The sequence below is a fragment of the Natronospira elongata genome, from assembly GCF_034931365.1.
Lineage (GTDB): Bacteria > Pseudomonadota > Gammaproteobacteria > Natronospirales > Natronospiraceae > Natronospira > Natronospira elongata.
Genome location: NZ_JAYGII010000004.1, coordinates 90,097 through 102,649, shown reverse-complemented (window position 1 = coordinate 102,649; position 12,553 = coordinate 90,097). Strand labels below are relative to the sequence as shown.

The 12,553-nt window shown below is 64.7% G+C and carries 11 protein-coding genes and 1 other RNA gene; 9 read left to right on the top strand and 3 right to left on the bottom strand.

What is annotated here, in order from left to right:
* Nucleotides 1-9: 9 nt before the first annotated feature.
* The 3 genes from VCB98_RS03370 to VCB98_RS03360 are packed head-to-tail and all read right to left on the bottom strand — an operon-like array spanning nt 10 to nt 2,930.
* Nucleotides 10-603 (bottom strand): phosphoheptose isomerase, encoded by a 594-nt coding sequence (locus VCB98_RS03370; protein WP_346050485.1) that lies wholly within the window; start codon nt 601-603, stop codon nt 10-12.
* A 15-nt stretch (nt 604-618) separates the two neighbouring features.
* Nucleotides 619-978, bottom strand: coding sequence for a YraN family protein (locus tag VCB98_RS03365; protein WP_346050483.1), 360 nt, complete (start codon nt 976-978; stop codon nt 619-621).
* A gap of 11 nt (nt 979-989) precedes the next feature.
* The gene (locus VCB98_RS03360; RefSeq protein WP_346050481.1) at nt 990-2,930 is read right to left on the bottom strand and encodes a penicillin-binding protein activator; all 1,941 of its coding nucleotides are present in this window, start codon (nt 2,928-2,930) and stop codon (nt 990-992) included.
* A gap of 130 nt (nt 2,931-3,060) precedes the next feature.
* Between VCB98_RS03360 and rsmI the strand changes: the two genes are divergently transcribed.
* The 9 genes from rsmI (at nt 3,061) to VCB98_RS03315 (ending at nt 12,552) form a co-directional block, all read left to right on the top strand.
* Nucleotides 3,061-3,936, top strand: coding sequence for a 16S rRNA (cytidine(1402)-2'-O)-methyltransferase (gene rsmI / locus VCB98_RS03355; RefSeq protein ID WP_346050479.1), 876 nt, complete (start codon nt 3,061-3,063; stop codon nt 3,934-3,936).
* A 1-nt stretch (nt 3,937) separates the two neighbouring features.
* Nucleotides 3,938-5,461 carry a tetratricopeptide repeat-containing sulfotransferase family protein gene (locus VCB98_RS03350; RefSeq protein WP_346050477.1) on the top strand — a complete coding sequence of 508 codons (1,524 nt, stop codon included), beginning with the start codon at nt 3,938-3,940 and terminating at the stop codon, nt 5,459-5,461.
* A gap of 32 nt (nt 5,462-5,493) precedes the next feature.
* Nucleotides 5,494-5,870, top strand: an RNA gene (rnpB, locus tag VCB98_RS03345) — RNase P RNA component class A.
* A gap of 375 nt (nt 5,871-6,245) precedes the next feature.
* Nucleotides 6,246-6,704, top strand: coding sequence for a division/cell wall cluster transcriptional repressor MraZ (gene mraZ / locus VCB98_RS03340; RefSeq protein WP_346050475.1), 459 nt, complete (start codon nt 6,246-6,248; stop codon nt 6,702-6,704).
* Nucleotides 6,705-6,763: 59 nt separating this feature from the next.
* A complete protein-coding gene (gene rsmH, locus VCB98_RS03335; protein ID WP_346050473.1) occupies nt 6,764-7,708 on the top strand; it encodes a 16S rRNA (cytosine(1402)-N(4))-methyltransferase RsmH in 945 nt (314 codons plus the stop codon).
* Nucleotides 7,705-7,971 carry a cell division protein FtsL gene (gene ftsL / locus VCB98_RS03330; protein WP_346050471.1) on the top strand — a complete coding sequence of 89 codons (267 nt, stop codon included), beginning with the start codon at nt 7,705-7,707 and terminating at the stop codon, nt 7,969-7,971. The genes rsmH and ftsL overlap by 4 nt, the downstream gene beginning before the upstream one ends.
* Entirely contained in the window at nt 7,968-9,680 is a 1,713-nt protein-coding gene (locus VCB98_RS03325) for a peptidoglycan D,D-transpeptidase FtsI family protein (protein WP_346050469.1), read from the top strand. Before ftsL ends, VCB98_RS03325 begins: the two co-directional genes overlap by 4 nt.
* Nucleotides 9,677-11,176 (top strand): UDP-N-acetylmuramoyl-L-alanyl-D-glutamate--2,6-diaminopimelate ligase, encoded by a 1,500-nt coding sequence (locus VCB98_RS03320; protein ID WP_346050467.1) that lies wholly within the window; start codon nt 9,677-9,679, stop codon nt 11,174-11,176. The genes VCB98_RS03325 and VCB98_RS03320 overlap by 4 nt, the downstream gene beginning before the upstream one ends.
* Nucleotides 11,173-12,552 (top strand): UDP-N-acetylmuramoyl-tripeptide--D-alanyl-D-alanine ligase, encoded by a 1,380-nt coding sequence (locus VCB98_RS03315; RefSeq protein WP_346050465.1) that lies wholly within the window; start codon nt 11,173-11,175, stop codon nt 12,550-12,552. The genes VCB98_RS03320 and VCB98_RS03315 overlap by 4 nt, the downstream gene beginning before the upstream one ends.
* Nucleotide 12,553: the final 1 nt, after the last annotated feature.

Below are 12,553 nucleotides of genomic sequence, written 5' to 3'. Positions count from 1 at the left end.
ACAGCCGCTTCAGTCTTCCACGCCCAGCAACTTGCGATCCACCAGGTCACACAGGCAGTGGATGCAGAGCAGGTGGACCTCCTGAATGCGGGCAGTGGAAGCCCCGGGCACGCGGATCTCAATGTCCTCACCACTGAGGGCATCGGCCATGCGTCCCCCGTCCCGCCCGGTGAGGGCAATGACCGTGACCTCGCGTTCGTGGGCGGCATCAATGGCCCGGATGAGGTTGTCCGAATTACCGCTGGTGGAAATCGCCAGCAGCAGGTCGCCCGCCTGACCCAATGCTCGCACCTGCTTGGCGAAGATGTCTTCGTAGCAGTAATCATTGGCAATGGAGGTCAGTGTGGAACTGTCGGTGGTCAGTGCAATGGCGGGCAGGCCGGGGCGTTCCATCTCGAAACGATTGAGCATTTCCGAGGAAAAGTGCTGGGCGTCACCCGCCGAGCCACCATTGCCGCAACTCATGATCTTGTGGTTGCTCATGAGAGCATCCAGCATGCGTTGGGCGCCGCGGGCAATGGGGTCGGCAAGGGCCTCCACCGCTTCCTGCTTGCTGCGGATGCTCTGCTCGAAGTTCAGGCGAATGCGGGCCTGCATGTCCATAGCGTGGGTCTCCGGCTAGATATCGTCCAAGTCGAAAGCGTCCGGCAGCCAGTCAATCCGGGGTGATTCCAGACTGCCATCAATGGCGATGAGATCAAAACGGCCATCACGGTCCGGGCCGCGCGTGGCCATGAAGCATTCCGCGGCCCGGGCCATCAATCGGCGCTTGCGGCGGGAGACGGTTTCGATGCCATCGCCGTAATCATCCTGTTGTCGATGCCTGACTTCCACGAAGACCACCGTGTCACCATCCAGCATCACCAGGTCCAGTTCGGCTCCGGCCAGATGCAGGTTGCGCTCCAGGGGTTGCAGCCCTTTCTGGGCCAGCCACTGTTCCGCGAAAGTCTCCGCCGCCTTGCCCCGTTCCCGACTCATGACGGCATACCTCAGGGGGCTTCCAGGTCAAGGGGCGCCGGCTCCGGGATCTGTGGTTGTTCCTCAATGGGCTCCAGAGGGATGGGCTGTCCGCGTGAAAACATGGCCCAGCCCAATTCACGTTGAACCCGATTGTGCTCGTCCAGGCTCAATACACCGGTCATGGCGGCCAGGGGCGGGCGCAGGGGATCTTCGAAGTTGCTCAGTACCGGGACCAGGCGATAGGCATCGAAACCGAGCGCAAACAGGCGCCCGTGCTGATCAAACAATTCCGGCCAGAGTCCGGATATCCGTTCCCGTTCATCACGGGCCTCCCCTTCCTGGGCGATGGACCAGGGCATATCCGCGAAGCGAATACCGTCCAGGTCCGTGTCCGCCGATTGTCCGGGGCGATAGACATGGGAGCTGGCAAATACGGGGATGCCGATGGCGCGATGGAAGCGAAGCTGGGGCTTGATGAGCGAGGCCTGGCCATCCTGGGAGGCGAGGAAAATCCCGTCAATGTCCTGTCGGCGGCGCGGTTCAAATTCCAGCGATTCCTGAACCACGCCGGCCAGCTCCCGGCGGCGGTCATGGCTGCGATTCAGACCCATCAAGCGCGTGATGCGGTCGGAGAAATCCCGCTGCTGGGGCAGGTAGCTTTCAAAGTCCAGCAGCTCGGCATCCATGTCCGCCAGTGCCTCGCGATAGGCATCCAGCATGCGGTAGCCCCACTCGGTCTCAGGGATCAGGGCAATATTGTGCCGATGGCCTTCGCGTACCATGCGCTGGGCGACCTGGCGTGCTTCGGACTCGGGCCGCAGGCCAAACTGCACCAGGCCGTCAACGCCGCCTTCTTCTTCATCCAGGTAGTTCAGGCCCAGCACCGTCACGGGCCGATCCTCGGCACGTCTAAGCTCGGACAGTGCCGGGCGGGTAAGGGGGCCGATGACAATACCGGCGCCGTCCGCTACCGCTTGCTGATAAACCTCCAGAACACCCTCTGTTTCATCGCCGGTATCGTAAACCCGGACCGCGGGCCGGCGGGTGCCGGGCTGATTGAAATGGGCCGCCAGGAATCCATCGCGCACCGCCTCGGCCGGGGCGGCGAATCGTCCACTCAGGGGCAGTAGCAGGGCAACCCGGTCCGGATAGCGGAAGCGTTCCCGGTGGTCGGCCAGCAGTTGGTCCATGAGTTCGCTTGCCGGATGGTCGCGGTGCAGGGCCTCCCACTCGGCCACCGCGCGGTCAAACTGATCGGGGCGTTGCCAGCTTTGCTGGCCGGCACGGGCCAGGTTGAGCCAGCCGCTGATCAAGGGCCGGCCAGCCGCCTGTTCACGGTCGGGCAGTGATGGCAGAGCCATGAGGCGGTCCCAGATGGTCTGCAGGGCTGCAAGTCGGTCGTCCCCGCCCAGGAGGTCCGCTCGGCGCTGCAGGTCAGCGATGCCGGCGACGGCATCCTCAAGGCGGAAGCGGGCCTCGCCCCTGACCGCCAGGAGCTCGGGGGCGACGGCCCGTGGAATGCCTTCCTCGCGCACGTCGATGCGGGCCAGGGCCTCCTGTGGCCGATTATCCATCAGATCAGCACGGGCCAGGGTGACCGCCAGGCGAAACCGTTCCTCACGGGGCAGCTCGGCCGGGACCAGGCTGCCGCCAATGCCCCGGGCCCGATCGGTTTCGCCGGCTTCAATCCAGGCCTCCATGGCCTGGAATAGCCACTTCGGCCGCTCCGCGTCCGGGACGCTGGCCGCGATTTCCTGATAAATGGACGCCGCCGCTTCCGGGTCGCCGGTATCCCGCATCAACTCGGCACTGTCGGCCATGAGTTCGATTTCGGTCTCCGGCAGCGGTTCGCGCTCCACCGGCGTGGGCGCGCAGGACCAGAGCAGCAGCGCTGCCAGCAACAGGCCGGCGGGGCGCAGAATGGCTGCAGTTTGCGGGGGGCTTGGCTTATGCTGTGCGCTTGTCATCATGCTTGCGTGCTCGGCGGCGTCCTGATTGCAAGGGGTGGGAGCTAAGTGCCTTATCTTATCAGGCCGGACCACCGGATACCGCCTGTTTGCGACAGGCTGTCGACTTGCCATTCCCCGGGGAGGTTGTTTCTTGTCTGATAGCGGAAAGCTTTACGTGGTCGCCACGCCCATCGGCAATCTGTCTGATGCCTCGCCCCGCATGCGGGAGGTGCTTGCCAGCGTGGACCGGATTGCCTGTGAGGACACCCGCCATGCCCGGCGCCTGCTCTCCCGCTTTGGTATTCGCGGGCAGCTGATTTCCCTGCATGAGCACAACGAGAATGCGCGGGTGGAAGGCCTGATCGAGGCACTGCGCGGGGGCGAGAGCCTGGCTCTGATCTCCGATGCCGGCACGCCGCTGCTCAGTGATCCGGGTTTTCCGCTGGTTCGCGCGGCGGTGGCTGCCGGCATTGATCTTTGCCCCATCCCCGGCCCAAACGCCGCCATCGCGGCCCTTTCCGTGTCCGGATTGCCGCCGGAGCCGTTCCGCTTTCTGGGTTTTCCGCCTCGCCAGACAACGGCGAGGGCACGCTATTTCCAGTCCCTGTCGGCGGCGACGGAGACATTGATCTTTTATGAATCCGTTCACCGACTGGCGGGATCACTGGAGGCCATGTCGAAGGCCTTCGGGCCGGATCGCCCGGCCTTCCTTGGCCGGGAAATCAGCAAGCTGCATGAGCAGCTCAGGCATGGCACCCTGTCCGAGCTGTTGGCATGGGCCAGGCAATCTTCGCAGGCCCGCAAGGGTGAGCTTGTACTGATCGTGGGCGGGGCAGCCGCGGACTCGGCAGACGCCGAGCAGAGCGAAGTGGATGCCTGGTTGCGGGCACTGTCTGGCCGCTTGCCGCCACGGGAGGCGGCCCGGGTGGCCGCCGAGGTCAGTGGCCTGCCACGCAACCGGCTTTACAAGCGGCTTTTGGCCATCCAGTCAGACAGTGATGGTTCCAGCGGCGAGAAGGGAAACTGAGGTGTCGACATCAATGCAGCTCGATCAGGCGTTGGCAAGGGAGAAGCAGGGTGATCCCCAGGCTGCCTATGAGGCGATTCGTCGACTGACATCGGCCGGCAACAACGATCCACTGGTGCTGCTGCACGGTGGCCGCCTGGCAATGGCCCTTTGTCGCCACACTGAAAGCCTCGATCTGTTGGGGCGAGCAGCCGCCTGTGATCTTGACCCAAGGCAGCGCCTGGATCTCTCCACGCTTTACTTCATGCAGGATTGTTTTGGGCCGGCAATCGCGCAGGCAAGAATTGCGACCGAGCAATCCCCGGGAGACCGACAGGCCTGGGGGCATCTGGCCCGTCTGGCCGTGGAAGGTCGGGATCCCGAAACGGCACGCCAGGCTTGTTTGCATCTGTTGTCGCACAATGCCGGTGATGCCACGGCGGCCGTCCAGTTGGCCTCCCTCGACGCGCAGGCGGGAGACTTTGAGCAGGCCGAGCGCCGTTATCGCGCCGTACTGGAAGCCGAGCCCCATCGAAGTGGGGCCATCGCCGGCCTGGTCAAGTGCCGGCGCTTCGAGCCTGGGGAAGATATCCTGGACTGGATCGAGCGGGCCGATGTCCCGGGGCAGAAGAATCCCGATCGTGCCCGGCTGCATTTTGCCCGTGCCAAGGTTTTCAATGACTGGCGCGATTACGATGCCGCCTGGCAAGCGGCTCGCGAAGCCAACGGCCTCAAGCGTCGCCTGGCCGGCCATGATCGGCGGGCGGTGGAGGCGCAGAAGGACCTGGTCCTGGCATCCGCGCGCCAGGCCCTGGCCGACGGTCGTCGCAGCGATCGATCCGAAGCCCCCCTGCTGATCGTTGGCATGCCGCGCAGTGGCACCACGCTGGTGGAGCAGATGCTGGCGGACAATCCCCGCTTTTATCCCGGCGGTGAGGTCCCCGCCTTTGAACGGACCATGGCCAGGATTCCCCAGGGGCAAACGGTGTTTCAGGCCTTGCAGCGGGGCCAGGATTTTGACCTGGATGCCTTCGCCGAGGCCTATCTGGAATACTTTCGTGGATTCATCAATTTCTCCGGGGAGCGTATCATCAACAAGGTGCCGACCAATTTCTTTTACATCGGCCTGTTTCTGCTCCTCTTTCCCCGGGGGCATGTGGTGAACCTGCGCCGCCACCCTCTGGATGTGGCGGTATCCATCTATTTCGAGAACTTCGCCGAGCGATTCGCCTATACCACGGATCTGGACGATATCTTCCATTTTCGTGCTCTGTATGAAGACCTGATGGCCCAATGGCGGACCCTGTTTCCGGATCGCATCCTGGACCTGGATTACGAGGCCCTGGTGACAGATCCCGAGGGGCAAGGTCGTGAGTTGCGTGATTTCCTGGGGGTGAGCGGGGATTCGGGGCCAGGCCATGAATCCAGTCGCAACCGTGTCGAGACCCCCAGTGTCTGGCAGGTCCGCCAGCCGTTCTACCGCCATGCGGTGGCGCGCTGGCGCCGCTATGAGAAATGGTTGGCCGATTATCAGGATTGGGCTTGAACCGCCGGGGTGATTCGGTGTCCAATGCGCCTGGAGTCGGCCGGGCGGTCGCGGCGAATCGGATCTGATCCGATCCGCGGAGGAAAGTCCGGGCTCCGCAGGGCAGGGTGCCAGGTAACGCCTGGGGGGCGTGAGCCCACGGAAAGTGCCACAGAAAACAGACCGCCGATGGCCCCTCGGGGCACAGGCAAGGGTGAAAAGGTGCGGTAAGAGCGCACCGCGCGGCTGGCAACAGCTCGCGGCACGGTAAACCCCACCCGGAGCAAGGCCAAATAGGGGAGCGAGCGCTTCGGTGCGCAACGTGCGGCCCGCACGGGTTCCCGGGTAGGCTGCTTGAGGCGGACGGTGACGTCCGACCCAGAGGAATGACCGTCCTCGACAGAACCCGGCTTACAGGCCGACTCTTGCTATCCGCCGAGAAAGGCCGCTTCCCAGGGGAGGCGGCCTTTTTTGTGCTCACCCGTCACTGACCATTCCTGTCGACACTCTTCCAATCCCGCCTGAACTAGTCCCCGTAAGTGACTGATTTTTCGCTCCATGATGGACGTGGGTTAAGGGTGGGAAATTGCCGTAACTATTTGACTGGCGGTGGGATTTTTCCTTGACAGTAGGTAGAAACGCTACCTATAGTGTCATGAAGTGGTGAAAAGTGGGGAAAAATGGGGCAAGGGCCCCGACCCGAATTCACCTCTCGCCGGCGCGATCCTGACTCGAATCCAACAGGACCCGATTCAGATAGTCCCGGTCAGACACTCACTCGTAACGCAGGGAGCAAGGCGGCACGGTGTTCAGAGGCGTCAACAATATTGCGCTGGATACCAAGGGACGGATGGCCATTCCGTCCCGGTATCGAGAGCATCTGCGGGCAGAGCACGAGGGGCAACTCGTGGTCACCGTGGATCGTGATGCCTGTTTGCTGATTTATCCCTTGTCGGAGTGGGAGGAGATCGAGCGCAAGCTCAATCGTCTGCCCAGTTTCAATCGCCAGGCTCGCCGCCTTCAACGTCTGCTGGTCGGGCATGCCACCGAGGTGGAAATGGATGGCCATGGTCGCGTGCTTCTGCCCGGGCCGCTGCGGGAATTCGCGGGACTGGAAAAGAAAGTGGTCATGATCGGCCAGGGCAACAAGTTCGAGCTTTGGGATGAGGCGCGCTGGAAGGAGCAGCGCGAGGCCTGGATGCAGGAGGAGCTGGACGACGAGAACCTGGAGCTGCCAGCCGAACTCGAATCCCTGTCCCTGTGACGGTGGGTGCTGGATCGGATGGGCGAAACCGCTCCGCGGGAGCGGTGGAGGCGAGGCATATGCCGCCAAGGCAAGCAGTCAGCCAAGATCACCTGCCGGTGTTGGCGCAAGCCGCTGTCGACGCCCTGGCCCTCCGTCCCGGGGGTATTTACGTGGATGGTACCTACGGCCGGGGTGGGCATGCGGCCTTGTTGCAGACCAGCCTGGGTGAGGGTGGTCGCTTGGTCCTGATTGACCAGGACCCGGAAGCGATCGCCCATGCACGCGAAAATTTTGCGGATGACGACCGGGTCTCCATTCACCATCGATCCTTTGCCGAGATGGGCGAGCTTGTCGCTGAGCTTGGTCTCGATGGGCGGGTGGATGGCGTTTTGCTGGATATCGGCGTGTCATCGCCGCAGTTGGACGATCCGGCGCGGGGCTTCGCCTTTTCCGCCGGCGGTCCCCTGGACATGCGCATGAATCCGGACAGCGGGGAGAGTGCAGCCGATTGGCTGGCGCGGGCCGAGGAAAAGGAAATTGCCAGGGTCCTGCGGGTCTATGGCGAGGAACGTTTCGCGAAACGAATTGCCCGCGCCATTGTTGCCCAGCGGGCCGAGGCACCGATTGAGGATACGGCCAGGCTGGCGGAAATCATTCGCGCCGCCGTGCCCTCGGCCCCGCCCGGACGCCATCCGGCAACCCGCAGTTTCCAGGCCATCCGGATCCAAATCAATCGGGAGCTGGAAGCCCTGGACCAGGTGTTGGCCCAGTTGCCGGATATTGTCGCGCCGGGTGGTCGAATTGCAGTGATCAGTTTTCATTCTCTTGAGGACCGCCGGGTCAAACAGTTCATTCGCGGCGGCAGTGACGGGCCCAAGGTGGTGGCGGGTGTGCCCCTGCCCGAGGCCGCACCGCCGCCCTTCCGTGCCATCGGACGGGCGCAGCGGGCCGAGGCCGACGAGCTGGATCGCAACCCCCGTGCTCGTAGCGCGGTGTTGCGGGTCGCGGAGCGTCGCCCGTGAGCCTGCGAGGTGCCATTGCGGTGGTGGTGATGCTGCTGTTGCTCAGTGCCATCAGTCTGGTCTGGACGAGGCACGAGGGGCGGGTGCTGTTTGTGGAGCTGCAGGCCCTGGAAGCGGAAAGGGATGAACTCAATGTGGACTGGGGGCGCTTGCAGCTGGAACAGAGCGCCTGGGCCACCAAGGGACGAATCGAGCGGCTTGCCCGGGATGAGCTGGAGATGCGGCGGCCAGTGGATGTGGAAGTGGTGTTGGTGGAACCATGAAAAAACGCGAGCAACAAGAAGGGCGATGGCGCCGGGGAGCGGTTCTCACCGCATTCCTCCTGGCAGGCTTCGCCTTGCTCGCTCGAGCGGTGGAGCTGCAGGTGGTGGACCGGGATTTCCTCCAGGATCAGGGCCAGGCCCGTCACATGCGGGTGGTGGAGGTCCCCGCTCACCGCGGCATGATCACCGACCGACACGGTGAGCCCATGGCGGTGAGTACCCCGGTGGACTCCCTCTGGGCTCACCCCGGTGAATTGCTGGCGGCGGGAGAGCGCCTGGACGAACTGGCCCAGGCCCTGGATCTGTCGCCCAATCGTCTGCGCATGCGGCTTGAAGCCCGACTGAATCGTGAATTCTTTTACCTGCGTCGCCACCTCGCCCCGGAAGAGGCCGAGGCAGTGATCAGTCTTGGCATTCCCGGCGTCTATAGCCAGCGCGAGTACCGTCGTTTCTATCCTGCCGGCGAGGTGGCCGCCCATGTGCTGGGCTTCACCAATATTGACGACCAGGGTCAGGAAGGTCTCGAGCTGGCTTTTGATGGCTGGTTGCAAGGCAAGCCGGGTGCCAAGCGCGTGATGCGCGATCGCCTTGGCCGGGTGATTGCGGACGTGGAGAATATTCGCTCGCCACGGCCGGGTGCGGATCTGGTTACCAGTATCGATCTTCGATTGCAGTACGTGGCCTACCGGGAATTGAAGGCTGCGGTGCGGGAGCACGGCGCCGACTCCGGTGCCATTGTCTTGATGGATCCGCGCAGCGGGGAAGTGCTGGCCATGGCCAGCCAGCCCGGTTACAACCCCAATAGCCGCAGCAATGTTTCTCCTGCCCAGATGCGGAACCGAGCGGCTCTGGATCTGATCGAACCCGGGTCGGCGATCAAACCCTTCGTCATGGCCGCCGCCCTGGAATCCGGGGATATTCGCTCCGACGCTCGATTCGACACCAGCCCCGGCCAGATGCGGGTGGCTGGCCATACGGTCCGTGATATTCGCGACTACGGTGAGCTGGATCTCACCGGGATCATGCAGAAGTCCAGCAACATCGGGGCGACCAAGATTGCCCTGAAAACCGAGCCGGAAGCCCTGTGGCGCACTCTGACCCGTTTCGGCATCGGTGAACTGACCACCAGCGCCTTCCCTGGCGAGGCCCCCGGTCGCATCCGGCATTGGCAGGAATGGCGCGACATCGGCCGGGTGACCCTGTCCTATGGTTATGGCCTCTCCACGACCGCACTGCAATTGGCCCAGGCCTATGCCGCCCTGGCCAATGAGGGGCAAATGCCTGAGGCAAGCCTGCTGCATCGGGAGAATACGCCGTCACCCCGGCGGGTAATTTCGGCCGGACTGGCGGCAGAGCTGATGGCCATGATGGAGGCCGTGACCGAGCCCGGTGGCACCGGGCTGCGCGCTCGTGTTGATGGTTATCGGGTCGCTGGCAAGACCGGAACGGTGAAGCGCAGCGGACCCGGCGGCTACGCCGACGACGAGTATCAATCCGTCTTTGTCGGCGCCATTCCCGCGTCCCGGCCCCGCCTGGTGGGCGTGGTCATGATCGACAACCCACGCGGTGAGGAATTCTATGGCGGTGCCGTCGCCGGGCCGGTGTTCAGCCAGGTGATGAGCGACGCCATGCGCTTGCTGGATGTGCCCCGTGATCGAGTGGAAGCCGGCATGGAAAGCGTCATCCTGCGGGCGGGGGGTGACTCATGATGGCCGCCGAGCAGCTACAAGCGGTGACCCTGGCCGAGCTGTTGAGTGGCCTGGCCGACCCCGGCCAGCATGCCCACTGGGTGCCCATGGGCTTGAGTCTGGACAGTCGCCAGCTTGAGCCTGGGGGCCTGTTTCTGGCCTGTGCCGGTGTCTCCGGGCGGCATGGCATTGATCATGTCGAGGAGGCGGTGGCGCGGGGTGCCGGCCTGGTCCTGTTCGAGCCCGCCGGGAATCGTCAGCCACCCAGTTTGTCGGTGCCGCTGATCCCGGTTCCGGGCCTGTCCCGTCACGCCAGTCTGATCGCGGCTCGCTACTTTGGTGATCCCTCCCGCTCACTGGCAGTCATCGGGGTGACCGGAACCAATGGCAAAAGCTCCATGGTTCAGCTGATGGCGGCGACCCTGGAAGCCCTTCAGATGCCTGCGGCCAGTCTTGGCACCCTGGGTGTCGGCCGGCCCGGCGCGCTCGCGGTCGCCAGCCACACCACGGCCGATGCGGTGAGTCTGCAGGCGCACCTGGCCAATCTCCGGGATCAAGGGGTACGCCATGTGGCCATGGAGGTCTCTTCCCATGGCCTGGCCCAGCACCGGGTTGCGGCAGTCAATTTTCGCGGCGCCATTTTCAGCAACCTCAGCCACGATCACCTGGACTACCACGGCAGTGAAAGCGCCTACGCGGAGGCCAAGCAGGGGCTGTTCCGCCATCCCGGTCTGTCCTGGGCGGTGATCAATGGCGATGACTACTGGGCTGACTACATGGTCTCGGCCCTGGCGCCGGGGGTGAGGCGCCTGTTCTTCAGCCAGCAGGTGCTCGCGGCCGAGGCCGGGGATGCCTTGCAGTATGAGGCGCACCCCCACTCGCAGGGCCTGAAGATTGTCATTCGCGGCAGCCTGGGCGAGGCCGAGATTGACTCCTCCTGGCTGGGTCGTTTCAACGCCGCCAACATTGCCGCGGTATTCGCCGCCCTGCGCCTGGAAGGGGTGGCCAGCGCACCGCTGGCCGAGGCGCTGTCCCGTGTCCCGCCGGTACCGGGTCGAATGGAGCGATTTGGCGGTGGTCGCCAGCCGCTGCTGGTGGTGGATTATGCCCACACCCCCGATGCCCTGGCCAAGGCCCTGGAGGCCCTGCGGGAGCATCTGCGCGGCCGCCTGTGGTGCGTGTTCGGCTGCGGCGGTGACCGCGACCGGGCCAAGCGCCCACAGATGGGCCGGATTGCGGCTCAGCTTGCCGACGAGGTGATCGTCACCGACGACAACCCCCGCGGCGAAGCGGGTGAGCAGATCGTGGCCGATATCCTGCGTGGCACTGGCCGCGCCGGGCGAGTCTGTCGGGATCGAGCGGAGGCCATCAAGGAGGCCTGGTCGCGAGCCCGTCCCGGCGACATCGTGCTGGTGGCCGGCAAGGGCCATGAAAGCGTTCAGATCGTGGGTGATCAGGCCCATCCCTTCAGCGACCGTGAGCTGGCCCGAGATCTGGCCGGGGAGGAAAGATCATGAGCCGATGGACCCTGGCAATGCTGGCCGAGCAGACGGGTGGGCGCCTGCATGGCGATGACCTGGCCTTCGATCGGGTCTGCACCGACAGCCGCAGCCTCCAGGCCGGCGACCTCTTTGTCGCCATTGCCGGGCCAAACTTCGACGGACACGATTTCGCTTCCCACGCCCTTCAAGAGGGCGCCTGCGCGGTGCTGGTTTCCCGCCATCTATCGGCGTTGGGTGGGCCGCAAGTGGTGGTGGAGGACACTGTGGCTGCCCTGGGGCGCTTTGCCGCCTGGTGGCGACAAACCTTGCAGGGGCCCCTGGTGGGCGTGACCGGCTCCAATGGCAAGACCACGGTGCGCAGCCTGATCGCCGCGGTTCTGGAAGCCCAGTGGCCGGGCAAGATTCTGGCGACCCAGGGCAACTTCAATAATGAGATTGGTCTGCCCCTGACCCTGCTGCGCCTGCGACCGGAGGATCGTGCCGCGGTGGTCGAGATGGGGGCGAACCATCACGGCGAGATTGCCCGCTTGGCAGCTATTGCACAGCCGGACCTGGGCCTGATTACCAACGCCGGGCCCGCCCATCTGGAAGGCTTCGGCGATCTGGACGGTGTGGCTCGAGCCAAGGGAGAGCTGATTGCCGGCCTGCCGGCTCACGGTACTGCCCTGCTCAATGCCGACGATCCCCGGGTCCCGGTCTGGCGTGAGCTGGCCGGCGACCGTCCGCGACTGGAGTTCGGCCTCCATCGGGGTGATGTCCATATCGAAGGCGAGGCGGCATTGGACGAGCAGGGCATTCGTGCCCAGGTCGCCACGCCGGCCGGCGCCCTCGATCTGAATCTGGCCCTGCCGGGGCGGCACAACCTGCAAAATGCCCTGGCCGCCATCTGCGCGACCGTCGCCATGGACGTGCCGCCGGCCGTCATTGCCCGCGGTCTGGCGGCAGTCCGCCCCGAGCCCGGCCGGCTTCAGCCGCTGTCGGGTGTCAACGGCAGCCTGCTGGTCAATGACTGTTACAACGCCAACCCGGGCTCCCTGGCGGTAGCCCTGGAGTGGCTGCAGCAACGGCCCGTACCCCGCTGGGTGGTGCTCGGCGACATGGGCGAGCTGGGGCTGGGGGCGGCCGAGGCTCATCGTCAGGCCGGTCACCTGATTCGCGAGGCCGGCGTGGAAAGGCTGTTCTGTATCGGTCACCTCGCCGCCGAGGCCGCGGCCGCCTTCGGCGCCGGGGCCGAGCTGTATGCCCGGGTTGATCGTTTGGTGGAGATTCTCCGCCAGGAACTGCGCGAGGACGTGACCCTGTTGGTCAAGGGGTCACGTGCCATGGGATTGGAGCGGCTGATTGACAGCCTCCGGGACCGTCCGGCGCTCATGACCGGGAGGGGAGGCTGAG

Excerpts from the sequence above, each read along its gene's own strand:
- VCB98_RS03325 (WP_346050469.1), top strand. The coding sequence starts at position 7,968 with ATGAAAAAACGCGAGCAACAAGAAGGGCGATGGCGCCGGGGAGCGGTT.
- VCB98_RS03320 (WP_346050467.1), top strand. The coding sequence starts at position 9,677 with ATGATGGCCGCCGAGCAGCTACAAGCGGTGACCCTGGCCGAGCTGTTG.
- VCB98_RS03370 (WP_346050485.1), bottom strand. The coding sequence starts at position 603 with ATGGACATGCAGGCCCGCATTCGCCTGAACTTCGAGCAGAGCATCCGC.
- VCB98_RS03315 (WP_346050465.1), top strand. The coding sequence starts at position 11,173 with ATGAGCCGATGGACCCTGGCAATGCTGGCCGAGCAGACGGGTGGGCGC.
- VCB98_RS03360 (WP_346050481.1), bottom strand. The coding sequence starts at position 2,930 with ATGATGACAAGCGCACAGCATAAGCCAAGCCCCCCGCAAACTGCAGCC.
- rsmH (WP_346050473.1), top strand. The coding sequence starts at position 6,764 with ATGCCGCCAAGGCAAGCAGTCAGCCAAGATCACCTGCCGGTGTTGGCG.
- VCB98_RS03365 (WP_346050483.1), bottom strand. The coding sequence starts at position 978 with ATGAGTCGGGAACGGGGCAAGGCGGCGGAGACTTTCGCGGAACAGTGG.